At 43.4% G+C, this 24,318-nt stretch carries 20 protein-coding genes and 1 other RNA gene; 16 read left to right on the forward strand and 5 right to left on the reverse strand.

Annotated elements, in window-relative coordinates; translation table 11 throughout:
* Positions 1 to 206 precede the first annotated feature (206 nt).
* The 8 genes from rnr (at position 207) to NSQ55_RS00985 (ending at position 7,795) form a co-directional block, all read left to right on the forward strand.
* Entirely contained in the window at positions 207 to 3,074 is a 2,868-nt protein-coding gene (gene rnr, locus NSQ55_RS00950; RefSeq protein WP_339174356.1) for a ribonuclease R, read from the forward strand.
* Between the two features lie 757 nt (positions 3,075 to 3,831).
* Entirely contained in the window at positions 3,832 to 4,311 is a 480-nt protein-coding gene (gene smpB / locus NSQ55_RS00955; RefSeq protein ID WP_036687155.1) for an SsrA-binding protein SmpB, read from the forward strand.
* 200 nt (positions 4,312 to 4,511) lie between these two features.
* Positions 4,512 to 4,876, forward strand: a transfer-messenger RNA (tmRNA) gene (gene ssrA, locus NSQ55_RS00960).
* A 253-nt stretch (positions 4,877 to 5,129) separates the two neighbouring features.
* On the forward strand, positions 5,130 to 5,354 hold the full coding sequence (locus tag NSQ55_RS00965; protein ID WP_254847761.1) for a recombinase family protein: 225 nt from the start codon (positions 5,130 to 5,132) through the stop codon (positions 5,352 to 5,354).
* A 14-nt stretch (positions 5,355 to 5,368) separates the two neighbouring features.
* Positions 5,369 to 5,581: a hypothetical protein gene (locus NSQ55_RS00970; RefSeq protein ID WP_339170742.1), complete on the forward strand. Its 213-nt coding sequence runs from the start codon at positions 5,369 to 5,371 to the stop codon at positions 5,579 to 5,581.
* Positions 5,582 to 5,857, forward strand: a complete 276-nt coding sequence (locus tag NSQ55_RS00975) for a recombinase family protein (RefSeq protein WP_076186851.1) — start codon at positions 5,582 to 5,584, stop codon at positions 5,855 to 5,857. It begins immediately after the preceding gene.
* 503 nt (positions 5,858 to 6,360) lie between these two features.
* Positions 6,361 to 7,239: a hypothetical protein gene (locus tag NSQ55_RS00980; RefSeq protein WP_076186849.1), complete on the forward strand. Its 879-nt coding sequence runs from the start codon at positions 6,361 to 6,363 to the stop codon at positions 7,237 to 7,239.
* A 133-nt stretch (positions 7,240 to 7,372) separates the two neighbouring features.
* Positions 7,373 to 7,795, forward strand: a complete 423-nt coding sequence (locus NSQ55_RS00985; RefSeq protein ID WP_139329967.1) for a hypothetical protein — start codon at positions 7,373 to 7,375, stop codon at positions 7,793 to 7,795.
* A gap of 294 nt (positions 7,796 to 8,089) precedes the next feature.
* Here the strand turns inward: NSQ55_RS00985 and NSQ55_RS00990 are convergent, their stop codons facing one another.
* Positions 8,090 to 8,293, reverse strand: coding sequence for a hypothetical protein (locus NSQ55_RS00990; protein ID WP_076186845.1), 204 nt, complete (start codon positions 8,291 to 8,293; stop codon positions 8,090 to 8,092).
* 431 nt (positions 8,294 to 8,724) lie between these two features.
* On the opposite strand from NSQ55_RS00990, the gene NSQ55_RS00995 reads away from it, so the two are divergent.
* The 6 genes from NSQ55_RS00995 to NSQ55_RS01020 all read left to right on the forward strand — a co-directional run bounded on the left by NSQ55_RS00995 (position 8,725) and on the right by NSQ55_RS01020 (position 19,503).
* Positions 8,725 to 9,090 carry a hypothetical protein gene (locus NSQ55_RS00995; RefSeq protein WP_076186841.1) on the forward strand — a complete coding sequence of 122 codons (366 nt, stop codon included), beginning with the start codon at positions 8,725 to 8,727 and terminating at the stop codon, positions 9,088 to 9,090.
* A 407-nt stretch (positions 9,091 to 9,497) separates the two neighbouring features.
* The gene (locus NSQ55_RS01000) at positions 9,498 to 9,863 is read left to right on the forward strand and encodes a hypothetical protein (protein WP_076126891.1); all 366 of its coding nucleotides are present in this window, start codon (positions 9,498 to 9,500) and stop codon (positions 9,861 to 9,863) included.
* A 792-nt stretch (positions 9,864 to 10,655) separates the two neighbouring features.
* The gene (locus NSQ55_RS01005; protein ID WP_339170746.1) at positions 10,656 to 16,007 is read left to right on the forward strand and encodes an S-layer homology domain-containing protein; all 5,352 of its coding nucleotides are present in this window, start codon (positions 10,656 to 10,658) and stop codon (positions 16,005 to 16,007) included.
* A gap of 373 nt (positions 16,008 to 16,380) precedes the next feature.
* Complete coding sequence (locus NSQ55_RS01010; protein WP_139329976.1) at positions 16,381 to 16,563, forward strand: hypothetical protein; 183 nt, start codon at positions 16,381 to 16,383, stop codon at positions 16,561 to 16,563.
* A 284-nt stretch (positions 16,564 to 16,847) separates the two neighbouring features.
* A complete protein-coding gene (locus NSQ55_RS01015) occupies positions 16,848 to 18,155 on the forward strand; it encodes an aminoacetone oxidase family FAD-binding enzyme (RefSeq protein WP_081382950.1) in 1,308 nt (435 codons plus the stop codon).
* 31 nt (positions 18,156 to 18,186) lie between these two features.
* Positions 18,187 to 19,503 (forward strand): NAD(P)/FAD-dependent oxidoreductase, encoded by a 1,317-nt coding sequence (locus tag NSQ55_RS01020; RefSeq protein WP_076126895.1) that lies wholly within the window; start codon positions 18,187 to 18,189, stop codon positions 19,501 to 19,503.
* Positions 19,504 to 19,707: 204 nt separating this feature from the next.
* Here NSQ55_RS01020 and NSQ55_RS01025 read toward each other — a convergent pair whose 3' ends face one another.
* Complete coding sequence (locus NSQ55_RS01025; RefSeq protein ID WP_076187024.1) at positions 19,708 to 20,154, reverse strand: YdeI/OmpD-associated family protein; 447 nt, start codon at positions 20,152 to 20,154, stop codon at positions 19,708 to 19,710.
* Between the two features lie 50 nt (positions 20,155 to 20,204).
* Positions 20,205 to 20,675, reverse strand: coding sequence for a DinB family protein (locus NSQ55_RS01030; protein ID WP_179086836.1), 471 nt, complete (start codon positions 20,673 to 20,675; stop codon positions 20,205 to 20,207).
* Between the two features lie 283 nt (positions 20,676 to 20,958).
* Between NSQ55_RS01030 and NSQ55_RS01035 the strand changes: the two genes are divergently transcribed.
* Positions 20,959 to 21,156: a helix-turn-helix domain-containing protein gene (locus NSQ55_RS01035; protein ID WP_076126901.1), complete on the forward strand. Its 198-nt coding sequence runs from the start codon at positions 20,959 to 20,961 to the stop codon at positions 21,154 to 21,156.
* A gap of 82 nt (positions 21,157 to 21,238) precedes the next feature.
* Here the strand turns inward: NSQ55_RS01035 and NSQ55_RS01040 are convergent, their stop codons facing one another.
* A complete protein-coding gene (locus NSQ55_RS01040; protein WP_175617392.1) occupies positions 21,239 to 21,415 on the reverse strand; it encodes a hypothetical protein in 177 nt (58 codons plus the stop codon).
* Between the two features lie 343 nt (positions 21,416 to 21,758).
* On the opposite strand from NSQ55_RS01040, the gene NSQ55_RS01045 reads away from it, so the two are divergent.
* A complete protein-coding gene (locus NSQ55_RS01045) occupies positions 21,759 to 23,894 on the forward strand; it encodes a pectate lyase (RefSeq protein WP_339170748.1) in 2,136 nt (711 codons plus the stop codon).
* Positions 23,895 to 24,035: 141 nt separating this feature from the next.
* On the opposite strand, the gene NSQ55_RS01050 is transcribed toward NSQ55_RS01045, so the two are convergent.
* The gene (locus NSQ55_RS01050; protein WP_076126905.1) at positions 24,036 to 24,257 is read right to left on the reverse strand and encodes a helix-turn-helix transcriptional regulator; all 222 of its coding nucleotides are present in this window, start codon (positions 24,255 to 24,257) and stop codon (positions 24,036 to 24,038) included.
* Between the last annotated feature and the right edge of the window lie 61 nt (positions 24,258 to 24,318).

Below are 24,318 nucleotides of genomic sequence, written 5' to 3' on the forward strand. Positions count from 1 at the left end.
ATTGGCATGGATGTATTTCAGCAGTTAAAGGAAATTTTGTACTGTGTTAACCTTTGGATGACAGTAACAGGGATGCGCAGGATTGATTTCGTGTATACTAGGGTATGAAGTAGTAAAGGTAAAATTTACTTGGCATTACTGCAGGGCAGGACAAGATATACATATTTGCCAGCGGCTTGAAGCCGCGGAGGGCTGGGGTGACGAACATGATAACACAAGAAATATTACTCGATTTCATGCGGGAAACTGCATATAAACCAATGACTTATGAAGAGCTGGTGAGTCATTTTGCTCTAGAGGATAGTGAAGGGTTTAAAAAGTTCGAGGAGCTGCTGATTGAATTAGAGCAGGATGGAAGAATTGTATTGACCCGTACTGCACGTTATGGCGTGCCAGAACGGATGGATTTACTGCGTGGACGTTTACAAGCACATGCGAAGGGTTTTGCTTTTTTAATCCCGGATGATCGTGATCATCCTGACGTATATATCCATGCAAATGATCTTAAGGGAGCTATGAATGGCGATATCGTTCTGATTCGTATTACCTCTAAAAGTCCGTCCGGCGGACGTATGGAAGGCGAAGTAGTACGTATTGTAAAACGTGGCGTGTTGCAGACGGTAGGTGTTTTTCAAAACCTGGAGACCTATGGTTTTGTGCTGCCTGATGATAAGCGGATTAATCGTGATATTTTTATTCCGAAGCAATCCTTTAAAGGTGCTGTAGATGGTCAAAAGGTCGTTGTGCGTATTGTGAGTTATCCGGAAGGCCGAGCAGCGGCAGAAGGTGAAATTATTGAAATTCTCGGACATAAGGATGATCCGGGTGTTGATATTCTTTCCATTATCCGCAAACATCAATTGCCTGAAGCATTTCCAGCTGAAGTGATGGATGAAGCCGATAGTGCTCCTGATTCAATTACAGAAGAGGAGATTGCGGAGCAAGGAAGACGCGACCTGCGCGGACTGAACATTGTTACGATTGATGGCGAAGATGCTAAGGATTTGGATGATGCGGTAAACGTACAGCGCTTGGAGAATGGACATTACAAGCTGGGCGTCCATATAGCAGACGTAGGTTATTATGTGCGTGAAGGCTCTGAGCTGGATAAAGAAGCCTATGACCGCGGTTGTAGTGTGTATTTGGTAGACCGGGTTATTCCGATGTTGCCGCACCGTCTATCGAACGGGATTTGCAGCTTGAATCCACAGGTAGACCGGTTAACAATGTCCTGTGAAATGGAATTTAACGAGCAAATGAAGGTTGTGAAGCACGATGTCTTTACGAGTGTGATTCGCACCAAAGAGAGAATGACTTACTCCAATGTTCGTAAAATTCTCGAAGATGAAGATCCAGAGCTGCTGGAACGTTATAGTCCACTAATTGATGATTTCCGCCTCATGAAAGAATTGGCGATGAAGCTGCGCGATGCGCGGATGCGCCGGGGTGCGGTTGATTTTGATTTTGAAGAGAGCAAAATCATCGTGGACGAGAACGGCAAGGCTGTAGATATCGTGAAGCGTGAACGTTCTGTAGCGGAGCAGATTATCGAGGAGTTTATGCTGGCGGCAAATGAAACGGTTGCTGAGCATTTCCACTGGTTGAAGGTTCCGTTCCTTTACCGGATTCACGAAGATCCAGATCCAGAGAAGCTGCAGAATTTCATGGCTTTTGCGGCCAATTTCGGATATCACGTCAAGGGCCGTGGCAATTCGGTTCATCCACGTGCTTTGCAGGATCTGTTGGAGCAAATCCAAGGCACAAAGGAACAGACGGTCATCAGTACGATGATGCTGCGTTCCATGAAGCAGGCAAAGTATGATGCGGAGAGCACGGGCCATTTCGGACTGGCTGCGGAATACTATTCTCACTTTACTTCTCCAATTCGCCGGTACCCCGATCTGGTCATTCACCGCGTAATGCGTGAAGTGATTGAGAATGGAGGGGCACTGACCCAGAAACGGCATGATTATTTGTCTAGCCGGATGCCTGACATTGCTCAGCAGTCCTCGGAACGCGAGCGTGTGGCGGTAGAAGCTGAACGCGATACGGAGCAACTGAAGAAAGCAGAATACATGCAGGATAAAGTAGGCGAGGAATTCGAGGCTATGGTCAGCAGTGTGACCAGCTTCGGAATGTTCATCGAGCTGGATAATACCGTCGAAGGTCTTATTCGTCTCAGTGCAATGAGCGACGATTATTATCACTTCGACGAAGGTCATATGGCGCTCATTGGCGAGCGCACATCGCGTGTGTTCCGCATTGGTGATGAGGTGAAGATCCGAGTTGCCAAAGTAAATATGGATGACCACACGATCGATTTCGAGTTGGTCGACATGAAGCCACGCGCGCCAGGCGAGCACCGCGGCGGTGGCTTTGCAGGCGGCCGCGGAGGCAAGGGCGGCCGTTCGGGCGGCGGCTTCATTAAGCCGGCCGGGGCCAAAGGCGCCGCGGGCAAGGGACGCGGCGGTAAAGGCAAGCCCGGCGGCGCTGCTGCAGGCGCGGGCAAGGGCAAGCCGGGCGCAGCTGTGCGCGCCGGTGAAGGGCCGCGCGAAGCGGCCGGTGTTGGCGCAGCGGGCGGACGCGGTAAGCGGAAGCGCGGGCGCGAGGCCGGCGAGGATGCGAGCCGGGTAGTTGCTGCGCCGGGCGCAGAGCGCGGAGGCGAAGCCGGCGGCAACGCAGGCGCGCCGCGTGAGCGCAGCGGCGGGCGAGGCCGCGGCGGAGACACCGGCGGTGCCGGTGGTGGACGCGGCATCAGCTTCGGCTTTGGCTCAGGCAAAGGCGGATACGGCGCTCCTGCGTCCGACTCCTCCGGCGGCGAAGCGCGGGGCGTGGACGGCAGCACGAAGTTCCGCAGCCGCGAGGATCGCGGGGGGAACTTTGGCGGTGGAGAAGGCCGTAACGGTGCTCCTACAGGCAAAGGCCGCCGCAAAAAGAAAACCAAAGGCGGCGTGTTCATCGGCCAGTCCGTGACACCAGGCAACGTAGAGACTTCTGAGCAAGTCACTTCTAAACGAAGTGACAATAATGGTGGCGCTCCAGAAGGAGCACCACGTAAGCGTAAAAAGAAATAAATGACGGTTATGCGTTGCATAACTCTATAACGATACTAAGCACCGTCCCTCTTGGGGCGGTGCTTTTTAACTAATCATCAACTTGGTTAATTGCACTATGTGCAGTTAAATTTGGGTTATGTAGTAAAAGTGGTAGTTAGTTGCATTTTGTACATCTAAATCTGATGAGTTACCTCTAATTGGTCTGATTTCGCTTTTTTAGCTGCAGAAAGTGCAACTAATTAGTTTTTTGGCGGTGATAAGGCTTAAATAGTTGCACGAAATACATTTATATATAGAAAAACGTAGGTGATAGCAAGTGAATAGGTAGAGGATAGGATAGATAGAGGATAGGCACAGTATAGGTAAAAGCGGCACTATTTGAATAGGCGTCGAATAGATGTATATCCAAGTAGGGGGAAGCGGATAATTGAGAACAAATAGGTAATAAGTAATTAGGGTAGATGGATATAGATATGTGGAGATTAGTGGATAACTATCTGTTAATTAAGGCGCACAAGTAAAAGGGTAACCTCGCTATTTTCTAAAAAAGTCCAGATCAACTCAAATTAATGTTTTTTGTAACAAATGCTAGATATTGGATAATGTTACTGACAACTATATGACAAATTAGGTGAGGTATATTTGGTTGAAGGTTCCTTGCGCTCACTTGATTCCATTTGTTACAATATAGATCAGACGTTCGATGGCTGTGTCGTTTAAGATTAGACAGACATGGTTACTTTAACTTATGAATATGATTCAAGGAGTGATTCTCATGGGTAAAAAAGCAGACGGGAAAGTACTCGCCCAGAACAAGAAAGCTTCCCATGATTATTTTATCGAGGATACTTATGAAGCTGGCTTGGTGCTGACGGGTACAGAGATCAAGTCGCTGCGTAATGGCCGCGCTAATATTGGAGATGCTTTTGCTACGATCCGCAATGGTGAGATTCAGATTCACAACATGCATATCAGCCCTTTTGAACAAGGTAACCGTGCCAATCCTACTGATCCAACACGCACACGTAAATTGTTAATGCATAAGGAGCAAATTCATAAACTGCTGGGCTTGTCCAAGCGAGATGGATTTACGATTGTGCCACTTAAGATTTATGTGCGGAATGGCTATGCGAAGCTGCTGATTGGTCTTGGTAAAGGTAAAAAAGAGTATGACAAACGTGACTCGGCTGCCAAGCGAGATGCTCAACGTGATATCCAGCGTGTACTGCGTGATAAGCAAAAGATCGCCAGATAATCTGGGAGAACTAGACGATTCAAAGGAGTTCCAGTTTCAACCTTCAATTCCTTTAACCCACGTGTTAAAGTGTTGATAAATGTGCTATACTGAGTAAGTAAGTTAGTTATTGCTTCGTTACAGTTTTCTTGAATAAGAAGCTGTAGATTGGATCTCTCTTGCTTGGAAGATCCGCTTGATCCGAAGCGCCCTTTTAATGAGGGGCCGTTCTTGGATTCGACGGGGATAGTTCGAGCATGAGTAGCGAGTAGTGGGGACGCGTCCGCTTCATCAACGCTAAAGCCTATTAAACGGCAAACAACAAAACAACTACGCTTTCGCAGCCTAAGAAACTGTGTGCGTGCTTCTACTCTGCATCGCCCATGTGACAGGGATAGGGGCTAACAAATAGTGGGATACGCTGTCTCATCTCCGCCTGCGGTGAGCTGAAGAAGACAATCAGGCTGACCCAACGTATAGCCGGTTACGGGGCGATACTCGGGTGACATCAAAACTGTGACTACACTCGTAGAAGCTTATGTGCCGTTATCTTCGGACAGGGGTTCGACTCCCCTCGGCTCCATATGGAGTAAAGTAAAAGACACCTTTAGGGGTGTCTTTTTTACGTTATCGTGCTGAAATGATTTAATCGTGACCGAAGATGCTCAACCTGCGATTATTGACATGGAACTGTGGAATACCGATCAGGCTTCTTGTTGAGTCGCAGACAGTCCAGGTAATATTGGCCTCATTTATCAGCAGGTATGCCCACATGGGTGTGCCTGCTTTTTTATGCCCAAAAATCATATACGAAAGGAAAGTGTAATTGTGAACATATTATGTCCGTGTGTCATCTGAGCGTCAAGCAGAGAAAGAGTTGTCTATTCCTGCTCATTAAGCCCCAACAATATTGTTTGGAGAAGGGGTGGAGTATCGTCGGTGAGTTTATTGAAAAAGGGAAATCTGTCAAAACGGATGATCGTCCGGAATTTCAAAAGATGATCGCTTTAGCCAAACGCTCCAATCACCTTTTTGCAAGGTGCTGCTTAATCAATTTGGGGTGAAGGTCATTTTAATTATGGAGAAGATGGAAGGGGAGACGCCGCAAAATATGCTGCTGGAGGGAATGCTTGAAATTATTTCTGATCTCTTCAATGCCAATCTTGCTGTAGAGGTGTGGAAAGGAATGACTCAAAAGGTCAAACTGGGTTATGACAATGGTGGAACGACGCCATACGGATATCGGACGGAACACATTGCTTTGGGACATCAGAATACGAAGTCGGTGTGAGTGCCGGGGCCGCGTGAAGAGATAGATATTATCGGGTGGGTATTTAATCAGTATGCTTTTGAAAACAAAGGCTACCATAAAATCGCATCTGAATTGAATCAACAGCAAGTGTCTACGGAAAAAGTTGGAACATGGTCAGTCAGTACCATCTGCGCAATTATTTTTAATGAATCGTATATCGGAAGCAAAATCATCACCAAGAATGCTCATCCAGCGTTGATTACGAAGGAACTATTTGAACAGTGCTCCCACTGTTATACGAATCAATGTCTCTAGATGTTCTGTAACTTCAAAGTGATGGGTAAAAAGTCCTCATGTATAGGAATCGTTGGTAATATTCAGATCAAAGTTGTTTCTATCGTTTAGCGAAAAGGGTTCAAATGATTTTGAATCTTCTACATCCTTCTCTGTGATTCTTGTGCATTCAAAGTGTATCTCCGGCAAGCATACTAGATCTTGAATGCTTGAGTAGGTGGAGAGTTCTATTAAAAGCAATGAAAACGCAGAATTTTCGACAATATCTTAAAAATTCACTTCATATTCCTTTGTTGTACGGGGTTTGAAGATTACTAAATTAGAGGGGGTGGAGGCCTGTGCTTGATAAAGAAAGTGTGAATAATAATTGAGTTCTGAGGTTTTGAGTCAAATAGTCCCCATAATGAATGAATTAAAATCTATAATAATGGATTAGTTCCATATACCTGATTAATTAGAATCTATTTACATTTAATTGTATGAATGATAAGGTTGTCACTAATCTAACATAGGAGGTAAATATTATGAAATTATTTAAAATTATTCCAAAATCTTTATTGGTTTGCGTACTTTCTTTCGGTGCTCTTTTTAACACTGCATCAGCAAATCCTGTTGATCCTGCAGAGGGAGGTAAAGGGATTCTAGTAAGTCAAACAGTTTCTAATGAGTATGACTCTTTCAAAAAAATTCAGAGTACATCTTTTGAGGATTTAAAAGCAATGGGTTATACTGAAGAAGATATTGAGTATATTAAGAATTTCGATTACGAAGCGAGTATGCAAGCGAAAGTGAATAAGTTACAAAAACTAGATGAGTCCGTGCTAGAGAATGCAGGATACGATGAAAAACAAATAACCACTATCCAAAATTATAGTGGCACAGAAGAACAGTTAGCTCGTGCATCTGCTACGTTAACATTATCTACTTATAGAAACGGTTCTTCGAGTTCAAGTACATTCAGTTCTATTACTTTCTCAACTTACTACAATTGGTCTAGTGCGCCGAACTTCCTTCTTACTGACATTGTGGCAGTACCTTGGTCAGAAGGAATGTATTTAGATAATTCAAATAGCAATGCTACTATTTCTTACGTTGATCTAACAACAGGGGCGTTTATTAAAACAGCTAATCCAACAGTAGTACCAAACATAAATACAGGTGCATCTATTAAGTTTGGTCTTGGTTATGCAATCAATGGTACTGAAGCCTATGCAAAATCAGGTAATTTCAATTATAGATTAACTAAAAATAGCAAAGTAACTGAAGTCGCAATCCAACCAGCATATGGACATACTTTTTTGTCTGTAGGTTCGCCGACAGTGACTTACCCAGGCGGATTAGCAGTAACATTTTCATACCAAGTAAGTAAAGAAGCTGAAAATTATGTTTACTCCGCTCTGTAACTAAAATAATTCATAAGCGAGGCGATTAAGTTTGTATCTCCTCGCTTCTATAAATAACTAATAAAGAAATTGAAGAAACTTTATGAAGATATGGACATAACTATAAAAATACACCGTATATAAAAGAGGTTAAATGATGAAAAGAAAGTTTCTATTACTCCTTTTGGTTTCTTTAATGGCAATAGTCACTGGGTGCATGAATCGTAGCACAATAAATATACAGTATCTAGATACGAATGAAACTGAAGGTGTAGTGAGTAAATGGATAGATAGTAAAGATAAAAATAACGGTATCTACCTAGGCAGAATTAAAAATGAAAATAGCGTATACGTATATTTAAATTATAAAAATGAAGAGAATAATGAAAAATATACAGTATCGATGGTAAACATAGATTACCAAGATCAGAAATTAAGTATAAAAGTAAATCCTATAGCATCTGATCATACTTTTGAGAAAGTTTTTTTAGTCAAAGAAAAAAAGATTAAGGAAATTATTCTAAATCGAGAGGAATTAAAAATAGAAGAAATAGAAGAAATAGAAGAAATTAAATAATTTTGTGGTCCACCTTTACAACTAAGTAAATCATCTAAGATCATCTGAAAAAATAAGCATGAGAAGAGAACTTCTTGTTCTTGCTTGAAGGTCTCTTATAGAGCATTTGTTCTGGATTTTAGGTCTTCTATAACGTTGTCCTTCACAATGGTTTCGATGTTTTACATTTTTTTATTTTTTGGTATGCTCTCGTTCTCAAGTTCATGGTTGTTTGCTGTTCTCGGTATTTCTCCCACAGTAGCACCGTTGTGATACTCCCATCCCTTTCGGTTACAACAAACATATCTTTTTTTGTCAAATTTCAGAGTAAGAACTGACTAGTCGTTCCCCATGGCTAATTGCCCAATCGTTGAGTTTCCAGTCAGCCTCGCTGATGTCTCCCCGTTTACCATATGCGTGACAATTTAGTGGGAAAATAGAACCTGCGTGACGGATCATCTGTAGGGCTTTTGGTGTTACTACTATTTCTCCTAGCTCAAACAAAACTTCCGTATCCATTTTATCTCCTCCTTAACCGCTAACGTTAGCAGATTCTACCACATAAAAATTCAGTTGCACAATCTCCCTGTTTATCCGAATCTGTGCTTTGGAAGGCTCTGCGATTTTAAACCAGGGAGTAAAAGTTTTCTCAAGAAAATGGTTAGTCAGGGACCCTCTGTTCAAAGTTGGTTTGTTCGTTTTACGAAAGGTTCCAGATTGCTTTTTAATGATTTCAGCCAATTCCTCAAATGTGTACTTGTGGTTTATCATGTCTACTATGAGGTCTCGGAATGTTTGGTATGCATATTTTTAAACTGCAAAAGATTTCTCTACCACCACGAATACCGTCCGCATGAGGATGGTTCCCATACTATTGTTAACGATACCCTTTTGCAAAGTTTCTTTGTTATAATTATTATAATAATCTCTTCATTGGCTGGTGATTATGAATGAGTGAAAAATTTTGGTTAGTAGTACAGTATCCTCTAAAAAGTGAAAAAGGAAGCCAACGTGATAACTGGTTAAGAGATAAAGTAATGGAATACCTGGACATATCTCTAATAGATGCTAACTTAGGTTGTGTTGATGGCTTTGATATGGGCAAATGCATTTCCGACCCAAAAAAATATGCTCTTAATATATTTTGTATCATTACGGAAGAAGAACGTAGTATAGCCTTGGTAAAGAGAGTTTTAAGAGATAGCAGGCTTGATTATACTCGTATAAAAATTGCTACAATGCCCTATGGAAAAGAAGAAGAAACATATAGGCTTAAATTTTCCCATAAAAAGGGTGATACCGATTTTTCGCTATAGCACAGTTTTGAGTTTAGAATTACAACTACACCGTAAAACAATTTTCTGGCGGGAGTCATGAATTTTGTGACATCAAAGCTCTGACTACACTCGTAGAAGCTTATGTGCCGTTATCTTCGGACAGGGGTTTGACTTCCCTCGGCTCCATAAGAGGAACCCGCTGAGATAGCGGTTTTTTTGCTGTTTAGTGATTGAATTGTAGACGAATGCAGGCAAGGAATTATGGGGAACTAAAAGTATTTATTCTTGTAGACATGTTGTCTACATCTAAAATTAGATCATTCACTTTGAAGTTAATATTTAGTGGCACATTTTCCGAAACTACATCTATAAGAGCTCGAACTGATATAAGATTAGATTATGGCATTAAGCACTCAAAAGCAAAAATATTCGGGGGAATTACTATTATGAGTTTCACTATTGATTATGTTAAAAATAAAAACAGAATTATTGTAACATCGGACGGTATGGAAGTTGAGGATGCCTTTGCGTACGCAGAACAATTTCCGAAGATACTGAAGAAAACTAAGCGAGGGTTTACAGGTATGACTGTAATCACTGGTGGTCTGGTATTTAAGCAAGAGGTGATGGCAATTCTTGCTCCAACTGGTGAAGATGCTGTGAAAGCTGGAATGTCCACAAAACACAAATGGGTGTATGTTGCGCCTACGGCGTTCTACAAAACGCAAATGAATCGTATGTTTAAAGATATTGCAAACTTGTACGAATCGATAGAAGAAGCTGAAGCGTATCTTGATTCCGCAGGGAATTAGCAACTTCTAAAAATTAAAAGGATCCAGCCATCATCTGTAGCGCCAAAGGTACTTTCTGCGTATTGAAGAAGCACTGTGAAAAACCGATATATTCAGGATTAACTTATATAAATGGATCACTATACTAAGGAGTTATTCCTATGACCAGTCTCCTTAATCAGAATGACTTATCAAATATTGGTTAGAATGCTTCTAGGATGACATCAAAACTGTAAGTAGACTCGTAGAAGCTTATGTGTCATTATCTTCGAACAGGGGTTCGACTCCCCTCGGCTCCATTTGAAAGACCCGCTGATTGATATTATCCCCTTCAAGTAGACACTCAAAAAAACCTTCATGTTATCATGTAGGCTTGAGTGCCACTTGGAGGAGATATTTTTTATGGCTAAAAAAGGTCAAACATTTCAGAAGTATACAGAGGAATTCAAATTAAAGGCGGTCAGAGCGTATTAAGAGGGTTCATCGAGCTATAAGGAGGTAGCTGAACGAGAAGGGATACGTAACTGTTCTCAACTGATTGAACACACATGAGGCCAGTTTTTTCGTTCTCTAAAGTATACCTAAATAGGATGAATAATAACTGGTTAAATTTACAAATTTGTCATGTGACAATAGTGATGACAGCAGTAACTATTCTCTCAAATGCTGGAATTATATAATGGATAGATTACATAGACAAGATAGGCTTCGTAAGGCTATTGTCTATAAATTTTTATTTTGTATTATTTATTTATAATGTAATTATATTACATAAAGTATTATATTGATATTTATATGAAATGGGGAGAAACATTGAGAGAAAGAATTCTAACTCTATTCATGACGATTGCTATTCTATTCACGACAATCACACCCGGGTTGGTACCGAGTGCTGAAGCAGCAGGAGGCACAGTTACAAAGACCTATACAGCAACTGCTGATACGATGCAATTAAATGGTCAAGCGGAATATAACGGAATCTATGATAATGACGGAGATGGTTATCTATATGTCGGCATGAGCAATAATGACGGCTTCGTCAATGTGCGCAATAGAATGGCCGCATCTTTCAATTTAGGTGCTCCAGAAGGGACCATTGTATCAGCAGAGCTGGTTGTGACGGTTGCTACTGTATTAAGAGTCCCGAATCACACGCTGTACATGGAGGCAAGGGGCTCTGCTGCGAATAGTTTGGACCATAATTTTAATGGTACCTTCCCCTTCGTAGATGTGAATAGCCCTTTTTCAGATAAATTTACGGCGAAAAGCACTGCGGAAGTGCCGATGGGCACTTATCTTCAGGATCAATCGATTACTTTCAATGTTAAGAGTGCTGTCGATGCCTTTACGGGTGGTTCTGATCGCACAGTAACTTTTACACTTAACGGCAATGAAGCAGATGCAGACAGCGGGAGATTTTTATTGTATTCCTTAGAAGCTTCGAATGCTGCATTTCGCCCGAAGCTAGTCGTTACTTATGAGACCGGACCGACGAATACCCCGCCTACGGGCTCTTTCAAAATTGCGGAGGGAACAGCGACAAGCGCCAGCACAGTCAATCTATCCGTAACAGGTTCAGATCCTGATGCAGGTGATAGTGTTACCCATATGAGATTTGCGAATAGCGTTGCTAATTTATCGGCGGCATCTTGGTTGCCTTTCAGCAATACAGCAACATTCAGTCTAAGTGGAGGGGATGGGGCGAAGAACATCTATATGCAGGTGAGAGATTCCAACAATGCGATATCTGCCAGTTCTTCTCAGATCATTCTATTGGATCAGACAGCACCAACAGGTGCACTGATTATTAATGATGGTGCTGCATGGACGAAATCAGAGATGGTCACTTTAAAAGGAACCTATACGGATGGAAGCGGCTCAGGAGTTGAGCAGGTGCGTCTCTCCAATGTTAATGGGACTTGGCAGACCAGCTGGTTCAGTATCGCTGATCTGAACGGGAGGTCATGGGTCCTTCCGGCTGGACAGGGAGTCAAAAACGTATATGTACAATATAAAGATAGAGTTGGTAATTCGAGCAACTCAACTATTAGTAGTACAATTACAGTAGATACAATAGCTCCTGTTATTACAAATGTAGTGAATAACATAGTATATAATAGCAAAGTTAATCCTCTATTTTATGAAGGCAGCGGATTGCTTAATGGGAGTCCCTATACCAGTGGTACAGACATCACCCAGGATGGAACGTATACACTGATCGTCACCGATCAAGCAGGCAATAGTGCGACGGTGGTTTTCAAGGTTGATACGATAGCACCTACCGTAACGGGAATAGCGAATGGTGTAATATACAACACAATCAAAACGATTACCTTTAACAAAGGAACCGCGACTTTAAACGGAGCTGCTTTTGTTAGTGGTGCACAGGTTTCACAAGATGGTGTGTATACCCTGATTGTAACGGATACAGCAGGCAATGTAACAACGATTAACTTTGAGATAGACACAACAGCACCTAAAATTAAAGGGGTAAGCGAGGGCGGGGTTTATAAGTCGGTAACTCCCAGTTTTAATGAAGGAACAGCGCAGCTGAATGGAACTGCTTATATGAGCGGTACAAGGATTGATCAGGATGGTGTGTATACGCTGGTTGTAACCGATACAGTAGGTAATGTAACAACGGTTAACTTTGAGATCGAAAATGTGGCGCCAATTGTTACGGGAGTAATGGAGGGCGGAATTTATATATCGGTAGTTCCTAGTTTTAATGAAGGGACAGCGCAATTGAATGGAACTGCTTATACAAGCGGTACAAAGATTGATCAGGATGGTGTGTATACGCTGGTTGTAACCGATGCAGCAGGCAACGTCACGATGGTGAAATTCATCATTGACAGAACCGTTCCAACCGTCACCGGCGTTGTTTACGGGGTGAGCTACAACACCGACAGAACGATCACTTTTAACGAAGGTACGGCAACGTTGAACGGAGATCCATTCGCAAGTGGCGAGACCGTTTCCGCTGAAGGCGACTATACACTCATTGTGACCGATGCGGTGGGCAACGTTACGACAGTCAGCTTTACGATCCACAAAACCGGCCCAACCGTTACTGGGGTTGTTTACGGATCGAGTTATAATACCGACAGAATGATCACGTTTAACACGGGAATCGCAACGTTGAACGGCGATTCCTTTGCTAGCGGATCTGAAGTCAGTGCCGAGGGCGACTACACACTCATCGTAACGGACGCGATGGGCAACGTCACAACCATTGCATTCACGATCGATAAAACAGTCCCGATCATTAGCGGTGTGACCGACGGCTCTATCTATAACACGAATCAATCGATTACGTTCAATGAAGGTACGGCGACCTTGAACGGAGATCCATTTGCAAGTGGCGCAACCATTTTCGCCGAAGGTGACTATACGCTTGTGGTGACGGATGAGGCGGGTAACGTTACGACGGCCAACTTCATCATTGACAGAACCGCTCCAACCGTCACCGGCGTTGTTTACGGGGTGAGCTACAACACCGACAGAACGATCACTTTTAACGAAGGTACGGCAACGTTGAACGGAGATCCATTCGCAAGTGGCGAGACCGTTTCCGCTGAAGGCGACTATACACTCATTGTGACCGATGCGGTGGGCAACGTTACGACAGTCAGCTTTACGATCCACAAAACCGGCCCAACCGTTACTGGGGTTGTTTACGGATCGAGTTATAATACCGACAGAATGATCACGTTTAACACGGGAATCGCAACGTTGAACGGCGATTCCTTTGCTAGCGGATCTGAAGTCAGTGCCGAGGGCGACTACACACTCATCGTAACGGACGCGATGGGCAACGTCACAACCATTGCATTCACGATCGATAAAACAGTCCCGATCATTAGCGGTGTGACCGACGGCTCTATCTATAACACGAATCAATCGATTACGTTCAATGAAGGTACGGCGACCTTGAACGGAGATCCATTTGCAAGTGGCGCAACCATTTTCGCCGAAGGTGACTATACGCTTGTGGTGACGGATGAGGCGGGTAACGTTACGACGGCCAACTTCATCATTGACAGAACCGCTCCAACCGTCACCGGCGTTGTTTACGGGGTGAGCTACAACACCGACAGAACGATCACTTTTAACGAAGGTACGGCAACGTTGAACGGAGATCCATTCGCAAGTGGCGAGACCGTTTCCGCTGAAGGCGACTATACACTCATTGTGACCGATGCGGTGGGCAACGTTACGACAGTCAGCTTTACGATCCACAAAACCGGCCCAACCGTTACTGGGGTTGTTTACGGATCGAGTTATAATACCGACAGAATGATCACGTTTAACACGGGAATCGCAACGTTGAACGGCGATTCCTTTGCTAGCGGATCTGAAGTCAGTGCCGAGGGCGACTACACACTCATCGTAACGGACGCGATGGGCAACGTCACAACCATTGCATTCACGATCGATAAAACAGTCCCGATCATTAGCGGTGTGACCGACGGCTCTATCTATAACACGAATCAATCGATTACGTTCAATGAAGGTACGGCGACCTTGAACGGAGATCCATTCGCAAGTGGCGCAACGGTTTTTGCCGAAGGTGACTATACGCTTGTGGTGACGGATGAGGCGGGTAACGTCACAATGATTTCTTTCACAATTGATCGAACAAACCCGATTATAACCGGTCTAACTGTAGGAATAAGCAACTACACCAGTCCGTTGACGATTGGATTTAATGAAGGTACCGCTACATTAAACGGTCAGCCCTTCACAACCGGAACGAGAGTTATATCTTCTGGCAACTACACGCTAGTCGTCATCGATGAAGCAGGAAATCAGACGATTGCCACGTTTACGCTGAACATCTCGACTCCTGAATCCGGTTCAGGTTCAAGCTCAGACCCAAGTACAAGCTCAAGTACAAGCCCAATTCCAAGCTTAGGGCTAGAGATCGAGATCAATGGAGTTAAACAGAAGGATTTAGCCAAAGAAACAACTGCTGTTATGAACGGAAAGAAAGTGACAACGGTAACCATCGACGAGAAGAAATTATCGCGTTACCTCGATTCCTTACCCGATAAGCCAGTCATTAACATACCGGTCCATAATGATTCAGATCGTGTTCTTCTGCTCTTAAACGGTCAGCTTATCACAACACTGAATGACCGAAACGCAGTTATTCTAATTCAAACGGAGCTTGGTTCCTATCTTCTAGCTGCCAACCGGATCGATTGGAGTCTTGTCACGAAGCGTTTCGGTTCGGAGGATGCACTGCGAAACATGGTGATTCAAGTCGAGATTACCAATGTACCAGAAAGCGATATCGTGCAACTTGCTAATAGTATAGGGAAGGCAAGACTCTTGTCGCCGCCGATTGATTTCAACATCACAGCAGCACATGGCGGTAAGACGATTGAGCTCAACAAGTTTCTTAGCTATGTCGAGCGGACGATTGTCATTCCCAATTCAGCAGATGATCACAATAAAAATATAACGGGGATTACGATGACGAAGGATGGAAACATCGTGCCGGTACCTACCCGAATGATGAGGGAGAACGGCAAGACCTTTGCTGTCATTTATAGCCTGACAAATAGCGTCTATGCCGTTATAGAGAATGACAAAACCTTTGCGGATATTCAGAATCATTGGGCGAAGTATGATATCGAACAAGTAGCGTCCAAGCTGATCGTCCAAGGTGTCACTGAATCGAGCTTTCAACCGAACAAGCAAATTACCCGAGCTGAGTTCACGGCGATGTTGGTCCGGGCTCTCGGATTACACACGGTTGATCAGCCTACTAGCTTTACTGACGTCAACAGCGGGCAATGGTATTACGAAACGGTCTCCATTGCGGAAGGCTACGGGTTAGTTACGGCAAGTAACAACAGCCAGTACACTCCCAACGAGAAGCTAAGCCGAGAAGAAGCAATGGTGTTGCTGGGGAAAGCCATGAGGCTTGCTGGGATGGATACAGCGATTTCCGATAGCGAAGCCGCTCAACAGCTTAGCACATTCAAAGACCATCATTTGCTCGACTTGTCTGCAAGAGCGGCAGCTGCACTTAACGTTAAATACGGAATTATCATAGGCAATCAAGGACAGCTTACGCCGAACAATGTCATTACACGTGCCGAAGCTACCGTCATTTTACAACGCTTGCTCGAAGCGGCCAAACTGAGTTCGTAACAGCAAGAACCTTCAACCACAAGCTAAGTGGTTGAAGGTTCTTTTTTGTGTATATTTAGAGGAACTCGTCATGCATTACCTCGTGATCACCCATTACAAACTCCTGCTCAGCCGTTATTTGCCCCTTCTAGATTTGATCGTACTTGCGAAGTTTGTAATTAACCGCTTCGAACGCTTCGTCTAGGTCTTGTTGTCGTTGCAACTCTTTTTTATGCTACTCAAGGATCGCCTTTCTTTATAGGAGAGTTTGTTTTCCTTGAATGGCTAAATCAGTGTAATAAAGATGCTTCCAAAGGCAAAGTTACGGATATGTCTACCGCAAGCTCTTATGCAGTGAATCTAATTAAAGATGAAGCAGAAGCTAGTATTATCAATGGGAAGAAGAATGGCGTATTTGATCCGCTGGGCAATGCCACACGCGCATCGATACGCTGACCAAGGAATGATCTTAAACTATGCTACCTCGCCGAACATCCGAATCATCACACGGCGGCGAATTGTGGATTTGTACAGCCATGGCTCGGCTCCATATGGAGTACTATTGAAGACACCATGAAAGGTGTCTTTTTTCATATTTTCAGAATATGATCTGGACTATGCGTGGCGGTTCAAAAAAATGAGTATCTTGCTAGATCCAGTATCTTTCGTATGTGGAATTAAAGATTGCAGTGAAGAAGGTGTGAAGAAAAATTTAAGGTTCTATATAGGGATAAAAAAGGCAAACCTAGGATAGGAAGAGTTAATAGGGAGATATAAATGAAAACCAGTATACTTATGCTATAATTTAATAAAGTGACTCTGTGTTTTAGAAAAATTGGATAAAGGATGCATTGACCAACCATGTATGAGAATCAGACTTCTATGCACCACAAGCTGTTTATTATCGGCGCAGGTGCTGCCGGACTAATGGCCGCCGTTACTGCGCGTGATATGGGTATCGATACTGCCATTCTGGAGGGTAACGACCGGATTGGAAAGAAGATATTAATGACAGGTGATGGCCGCTGTAACATTACGAATGAATCCACTGCGACGGGTACGGATGAAGCAATTGCTTTATCGCACAAGTATCACAGTAATCAGGCCGGATTTCCACTTGCGGTATTGCAGCAATTTGGCATCCGTCAGACTATAGATTTTTTCTCCTTTCTCGGGCTTCCACTTACAAGATTGAAGGAGGGCTTGATGTATCCAATGTCGCTGCAGGCAGCAGCGGTGCTGGATATTTTCCAGCTTGCGCTGGAGGATCGGAATGTTCCGGTATACCTCAATAACAAAGTGTTGGATGTTACTGTTTCGAAGAATCATCCGCGCTTCAAGATAAAATGCCAAACGGAGACAGAGGAGGAGGTTGTTTATACTAGCGACTATCTACTTCTATCTGCGGGTGGCCTTGCCGGTCCAAATGCGGGAAAAGAACCTCCTGGGTATACACTTGCCGAACGTCTGGGGCACACCCTGATTGAGCCTTTGCCGGCCATTGTGCAATTGAAGCTGCAATATCCGAATATGAGGGCACTGTCCACTATCAAATCTCAGGGACAAGCCCATATCATTGTGAACGGTAAAGTCATCTGCAGTGAACAGGGTGAAATTGCCTTCACGGATTATGGTATTACCGGCCCGCCAATTCTTCAGCTAAGCAGAAAGGCTGCGTATCATCTTGCAAGAGGAGAACAGGTAACATTGTCGGTTGATCTGATGCCGGGCCGCACGGAGGAAGAGTTAGTTGAGTTTTTAGAAAGGCTCTGGGAGACCTTTGGACACCGGACTGTGGCGGATTGCCTTGTTGGCATCTTCAATAAGAAGCTTGTTTCTGTCCTACTAAAAGAGACTGGCTTAGATCAACAGCCAGAGCTGCTTTGCCAGGATCTATCGATGAAAACCAAGGGGAAATTTTATCGAATCTTGAAGCGTTGGGAATTTAAAGTGACGGATACCAATGGCTTTACGAATGCGCAAGTGACAGCCGGCGGCATTGATACGTCGGAACTCATCGAAGGAACGCTGGAATCCAAGCTGGTGCCTGGGCTGTATTTGGCTGGCGAAGTGATGGATGTCGACGGAGATTTCGGCGGCTATAACCTGCAATGGGCCTGGAGTTCCGGATATGTGGCCGCCATGGCGCTAGCTAAGTCAATTCAATAAATTTATTAGGAAAAGGGATGCATCAATTAACATGTATAAGGATCAGACTTCTAAGCACCACGAGCTGTTCATTATCGGTGGGGGTGCTGCAGGTCTAATGGCTGCAGTTACAGCGAGGGATCAAGGTATTGATACAGCAATTATTGAAAGCAATGACCGGCTTGGGAAGAAAATAATAACGACGGGTAACGGGCGTTGCAACATTACGAACCAATCCACCGCCACCGGTACGGATGAAGCGGCCGCTTTATCACGCAAGTATCACAGTAATCAGGAAGGATTCCCAATACATGTATTGCGGCAATTCGGTGTCCGCCAAACGATCGAATTTTTCTCCTCACTCGGGCTTCCTTTTGTAAGCCTGGAGAATGGCCGGATGTATCCGATGTCGCTGCAGGCGGCTTCGGTGCCGGGTGTATTTAAGCTGGCGCTGGAGGATCGGAATGTTCCCGTATATTATAAACATAAAGTGTTGGATGTTACCGTTTCGGCGGGACATCCGCGGTTCGCGATAACCTGCCAGACGGAGACAGAGGAACAGGTTGTGTATACCAGCGACTATCTTTTTCTATGTGCAGGCGGCCTTACCGCTCCCAAAACGGGAACGGACGGATCCGGTTATACGCTTGTCCAACGCCTGGGGCACACCCTGATCAACCCGGTGCCAGGCATTGTACAATTGAAGCTGGATTATCCGTATTTGAAGGAACTATCGGGCATCAAATTTGAGGGAGAGGCCCATGTTATCGTAAACAATGAAGTCATCCGCACTGAGTCTGGTGAGATTCTTTTTACGGACTATGGTATCTCGGGCCCGCCCATACTTCAGCTCAGCAGAAAGGCTGCGTATAATCTCGGAATAGGAGAATCGGTGACATTGTCGGTTGATTTAATGCCGGAGCGGACGGAGGAAGAGTTAATTGATTTTCTGGAGATCCACTGGGGGATCTTCGGACACCGGACGGTTGCCGATTCTTTTGTGGGCATCGTCAGCAAGAAACTGATTCCAGTTCTGCTGAAGGAGGCTGGAATTGATCAACAGCCGCACTTGCTTTGTATGGATTTATCATGGAAAACCAAGAAAATATTTTATCGAATCTTGAAGCATTGGGAATTTAAAGTGACCGATACCAATAGCTTCACGAATGCACAAACAACAGCCGGTGGCATCGATACGACGGAGCTAATCGAAGGAACGTTAGAATCTAAGTTAGTCCCTGGGCTGTATTTGGCAGGTGAAGTGATGGATGTGGATGGAGATTGCGGCGGCTATAACCTGCAATGGGCTTGGAGCTCCGGCTACGCCGCTGCTATGGCGCTTGCTAATCGACGTGCCAGCACCACGTAAGGGGGCAGAGGGTTGCTGACTCTTAAACGATCATCTATTACTATGGCAGAGGTTTGCTGTAACAAGTCTGGTTTTAGTAATGTGAAAGCGATGAGGATTGTTTCTCATCGCTTTTTTTGTGATTTTTTAAAGTTTTGTGCTCATTTTATTCGTTGCTTAACTCTGATGTCTTCATTTTACCTCAACTTTATTGTCGTCCCTTTATTAATCCTTAAGTTTATCAATTAGAGCTAGTATTCGTCTATTTTTTGTATCTTCCTTTTTAGCAAGCTCAATATAATTAATCTGCTCTCGTTTAATGTAATCAGGCTGGTTTAGAAATGTATTCAGCATGTGGTACTCTTCAAGGTTTGTAGTAATGTAATCAGGCACAATCAGTTTACGATTTTCCTCGCATTTCTTAAGTATTATATGTAATGTATCACCGAGCTCTTTTTGTAATGCTCTTCGAATAAATTCGTTATAAACAAAATAATGCCCATTCTTTGACGGCAATAAAGTATGGTCAAATTTGTACCCGTCAACAGAGATTTGAATAGGTACTTTACCATTAGTATTGAATATCTCCCTTACTGAATAGGGGAAATAGACTACTTTCCATTTCATTTTACCTTCCAGCAGCTTTATCTCACTATCAAATTCATAAACCATATTAAATAACACTCCTCGGGTAAAGAAGCTGATTTCGGTCACTCATTTTATCATAGCCACTTTGCTGTTTGTAGGTGATTCGAATTCAATATGCTGTTGCAATAACCTATATGATGTTGAACATGCCTTATCTGCATGAGGATAACATCAGTTTTAGTTATTTCTTCGTATAGTACACATGGTTCCAATAATCTGCCGTCAGTAAGTTCAGCAAAAAAATTACGAGCCACACTCAATATCTCCTCTAGGTACGTCGTCATTTCCTCCTTAGTAGGGTAGTCAGAGCACTCCTTATCTAAGTCTTCTGTTATATCTTTACCGAAGTCAGGTATTTTGAATTCTTCATCCTTCTGCTGCCTAAACCAAAATTTCATGCTGGTTGTAGCGTGGAATATATGCTTCCAGTATTTATGCTTGGCATTCTTCCAAAAATGATCAGGACATACTTCGATAAGATTCTTCAACATTTCTACGGTTGGATCAAACTGTCTTCTTAAAACAGCCACCATCTTATCACTCATGTTCATCAACTCACTTCTTGAATTTTAGAAACTTAACTTTATTCTTGTTCTCAGCAACCAAAACCTTCCATTTTACGATGGTGCATTTGGAAAATTTGTGAAACATACTCAATCACAAACCCAACTGTTACGGGATTTTCCGTTCTTTGAACATCTTGATGATGAATAATTAGCTGAAATTGCTAAGGTATGTGGCGAGCGTACTTATATAAAAGGAGAGTCCATCTTTTTTGAGGGTGAAGAGGGAGAGGAGCACTATCTGGTTCTATCTGGAGTTGCTCACGTGTTGTTGCGTCTAACAGAACAGCACGGAGTGCCCTCTGATAAAGGTGTTCTAATCGATTTGAAATTAACGCATCAACACCTGGCGGATATGACAGGAACGGCGCGTGAGACCGTGACAAAATCATTGCTTGGATTACAGGATGAGCAGTTGATACGTATTGATCAGAGGAAAATACATTATGATGCGGCTCCATAGGTAGTAAAAGAAAAGACACCTTGAAGGGTGTCTTTTTACGTTATTGCAGCTTGAAAAGAAGATGCCAACATTATCCCCGACTTTAATGAAAGTTCCCGGTTTCATTTTCCGTGAATTTTCCGTCGCTGTCATGCTGAGATTGCTTGCGGCGATCATTACGGGCTTGTTGTTGCTGTTGGGCTTCCAGGCTGTTTACGGGCGTGGCTTCCAAATCTTTTACAGTGTTGATCAGATTCTTGTCTGGTTTACTTGCGCTCAATTGAAAATTCCTCCTTGATTACCTAATGGTTGTGAATTTTATTATGTGCTGGCTACTGTGTGGCTATTCGTGTTGTATGATCACAATCCATTCGCTGTCCTATAATCATTAGCTCAGAACACGGTTAGATAGGGGAGATATGAGTAAATGATTGTTTCGGAACCTTTTTTAGTTTTGATATGTTGAACGTGTTCTGGTTCCAGAATTTGTATTATTTTCGAAGGGGGACAGGGGCTAGATGCAGGATCTCTTTCTAAATATTTAGGAGGTGAAAAGAGAAACTTCATTTTTTGCAAGCGGTTACAATGATATCTGCAACAAATTAAAATCGGGAGGAAATAAAATGAAAAAAAGAGTTGCAAAGGTAACCAGTATTGTTGTGTTGTTTTCTCTTGCTCTTTCTTTAATAGTAGGTGGATGGACAAATACGGTGGTGCATGCTGCTGGTCTTGCGGTAACAGGCAGTGGAGGCTGGAATGAAACGGCATATGTGGAATGGTCACCTGTAAGCAATGCGACAGGGTATAACGTTTATGTTAAATTGGCAAGTGCAGCGGATTCTGGGTATCAACAAATTAATAATGAGTTAATCCGCAAATATCCTTCCTACTGGAGAGCGGATGCTGTAGGGCTTGCAGCCGGAAATTATGTGATGAAAGTTGAAGCTACGTTGTCAGGGGGTGGGACGGTAAGTGCGGTTTCAAATCCGCTATCCGTAACGTCATATGACCGTTCTGGGTTTGCTTTTTCGACTAGCTCGCAATATGGTACAGGATCAGGGGCTTATAATGAGAATGGAACCCTCAAGAATGGTGCTCAAGTGCTGTATATAACATCTCAGAATGCGCAAACCGTAACCCTTGGTGTGAAAATCAACAGCTCCGGCGCTGTACAAACAGGTGTTGGCCTGGGCGGTATTTTGGCACTGAGACAAAAAGGCTATGATACCACTCCACTTGCGATCCGAATTATCGGAAAAGTTACAGCTGCTGATCTGAGTGGACAGCTTAACAGCAGTGGGTATCTTGAAGTCAAAGGTAAAAACAATTATTCGGAAATGAATATTACTATTGAAGGTATCGGAAATGATGCTTACGCATACGGTTGGGGAATGCTTCTAAGATATGTAGGTAATGTGGAAGTAAGAAACCTGGGTGTAATGTTATTCCCAGACGATGGCATTTCAATGGATTCTGGCAATATGAATGTCTGGGTGCATAATAATGATATTTTTTATGGAGCTGCTGGAGGCGATGCAGACCAAGCCAAGGGCGACGGTTCCACAGACCTTAAAAATGGATCAAACTATATTACAATCTCTTACAACCATTACTGGGATTCCGGAAAATCTTCGTTAGTTGGTTTGAGTGAGCCGGCTGAATTTTTTGTTACCTTCCACCACAACTGGTTTGACCATTCGGACTCCCGTCATCCGCGGATTAGAGTGGCATCCGTCCATATCTATAACAACTTTTTCGATGGTATCTCCAAATACGGTGTGGGTGTTACTACAGGTGCTTCAGCTTTTGTAGAATCTAATTATTTTAGACATGCTAAGTTTCCAATGATGATCTCCTTACAAGGTACAGATGCTTTAGGGGAGGGCACGTTCTCAGGCGAAAATGGAGGTGTGATTAAAGCCTATAACAATCTTATTGTAGAGGCTTCAAGTCTCATCTATGCGAATTCAAACACAGGGACAGCTCCTGCTAATGTTACCTCATTTGATGCTTACTTAGCTTCGTCAAGAAATGAAACCGTCCCAAGTTCATACAAAGCATTAAAAGGCGGAACAGCCTATAACAACTTCGACACGAGCGTAAATACAGGAGTGAACGTATCTAATATTGATAACGTAAGCAATGTTGAACAGATTGTTATGGCAAAAGCCGGCCGTCTGAATGGCGGAGACTTCACATGGGAATTTAATGATTCAGTGGATGACGTTTCGTATGCGCTTAATACAGCGCTGATGTCTTCAATCAGAAGCTACACAACGGGACTTGTCTCTGTAGGGGGGAATTCAAACCCAACGAACCCGACTCCGACTCCATCAGTAACACCTACGCCAACAGTAACTCCTGTGCCAACAGCGACCCCAGCTCCAACAGCGACTCCAGCACCGACGACAACGCCAGTGCCGACAGCGGGAGCAAACGTTCACAACTTTACTACGGATGGAACAACAAGCAGCTTCTTCAATATTCAAGGCAATCTCTCAACAAGTAAGGGAACTGTGGCCTATCAGGGTTTAACCCTAACCCAATGTCTAAAAATCGAGAGTGTTACCAGCATTCAATTCACTGCTGCTAAAGCTTCAACGCTAACCCTAGTGTTCAACACAGAGGGAACGAAAATCAAAGTGGATGGAACAAGTTATCCTATAACCAATGGCATTGCCACTGTCTCTCTTGCCGCAGGTGCACATACCATTACAAAAGATAGTACGGCGAATCTGTACTATATGAAGCTGGAATAGGGGAATGGCTGCCTCTACTTTAATATGGAGTATCAGAAAAGCAGAAAAGCGACCTGTAGGCGTCGCTTTTCTGCTTTTTCTTATGATTTTATTACTTGAGTTATTGTCGATTGAAAAACTATCAATTTTGTGTTGATTTGATTAATCTTTATCATCAACCAAATCAATAATCTCACGAATATCCTCAATATTTAAAGCTTCTGCAATTTTTCCTATATGACTAAAGTTAATATTCTCCCTTTTTCCATTAGCTAACTCACTTAATGCGGCATGTCGGACATCGGATATTCTGGACAATTCTCGTAGGGAAATCTTATGTTTTTTGGTCAATTCTGATATTTTTACTATAACTCTCTTTCCCACTTCTAATCCCCTCACTAACTCTGAGTTTTCATCTTGACTATATGCATAAGACGGCTTTTCT

The sequence above is a fragment of the Paenibacillus sp. FSL H7-0943 genome (assembly GCF_037963265.1).
Classification (GTDB): domain Bacteria; phylum Bacillota; class Bacilli; order Paenibacillales; family Paenibacillaceae; genus Paenibacillus_AQ; species Paenibacillus_AQ odorifer.

What these genes read in the sequence shown, in the direction of transcription:
- rnr (WP_339174356.1), top strand. Translation starts at nt 207, where the DNA reads ATGATAACACAAGAAATATTACTCGATTTCATGCGGGAAACTGCATAT.
- smpB (WP_036687155.1), top strand. Translation starts at nt 3,832, where the DNA reads ATGGGTAAAAAAGCAGACGGGAAAGTACTCGCCCAGAACAAGAAAGCT.
- NSQ55_RS00965 (WP_254847761.1), top strand. Translation starts at nt 5,130, where the DNA reads ATGTCCGTGTGTCATCTGAGCGTCAAGCAGAGAAAGAGTTGTCTATTC.
- NSQ55_RS00970 (WP_339170742.1), top strand. Translation starts at nt 5,369, where the DNA reads ATGGAGAAGATGGAAGGGGAGACGCCGCAAAATATGCTGCTGGAGGGA.
- NSQ55_RS00980 (WP_076186849.1), top strand. Translation starts at nt 6,361, where the DNA reads ATGAAATTATTTAAAATTATTCCAAAATCTTTATTGGTTTGCGTACTT.
- NSQ55_RS00985 (WP_139329967.1), top strand. Translation starts at nt 7,373, where the DNA reads ATGATGAAAAGAAAGTTTCTATTACTCCTTTTGGTTTCTTTAATGGCA.
- NSQ55_RS00990 (WP_076186845.1), bottom strand. Translation starts at nt 8,293, where the DNA reads ATGGATACGGAAGTTTTGTTTGAGCTAGGAGAAATAGTAGTAACACCA.
- NSQ55_RS00995 (WP_076186841.1), top strand. Translation starts at nt 8,725, where the DNA reads ATGAGTGAAAAATTTTGGTTAGTAGTACAGTATCCTCTAAAAAGTGAA.
- NSQ55_RS01000 (WP_076126891.1), top strand. Translation starts at nt 9,498, where the DNA reads ATGAGTTTCACTATTGATTATGTTAAAAATAAAAACAGAATTATTGTA.
- NSQ55_RS01010 (WP_139329976.1), top strand. Translation starts at nt 16,381, where the DNA reads ATGGGAAGAAGAATGGCGTATTTGATCCGCTGGGCAATGCCACACGCG.
- NSQ55_RS01015 (WP_081382950.1), top strand. Translation starts at nt 16,848, where the DNA reads ATGTATGAGAATCAGACTTCTATGCACCACAAGCTGTTTATTATCGGC.
- NSQ55_RS01020 (WP_076126895.1), top strand. Translation starts at nt 18,187, where the DNA reads ATGTATAAGGATCAGACTTCTAAGCACCACGAGCTGTTCATTATCGGT.
- NSQ55_RS01025 (WP_076187024.1), bottom strand. Translation starts at nt 20,154, where the DNA reads ATGGTTTATGAATTTGATAGTGAGATAAAGCTGCTGGAAGGTAAAATG.
- NSQ55_RS01030 (WP_179086836.1), bottom strand. Translation starts at nt 20,675, where the DNA reads ATGAGTGATAAGATGGTGGCTGTTTTAAGAAGACAGTTTGATCCAACC.
- NSQ55_RS01045 (WP_339170748.1), top strand. Translation starts at nt 21,759, where the DNA reads ATGAAAAAAAGAGTTGCAAAGGTAACCAGTATTGTTGTGTTGTTTTCT.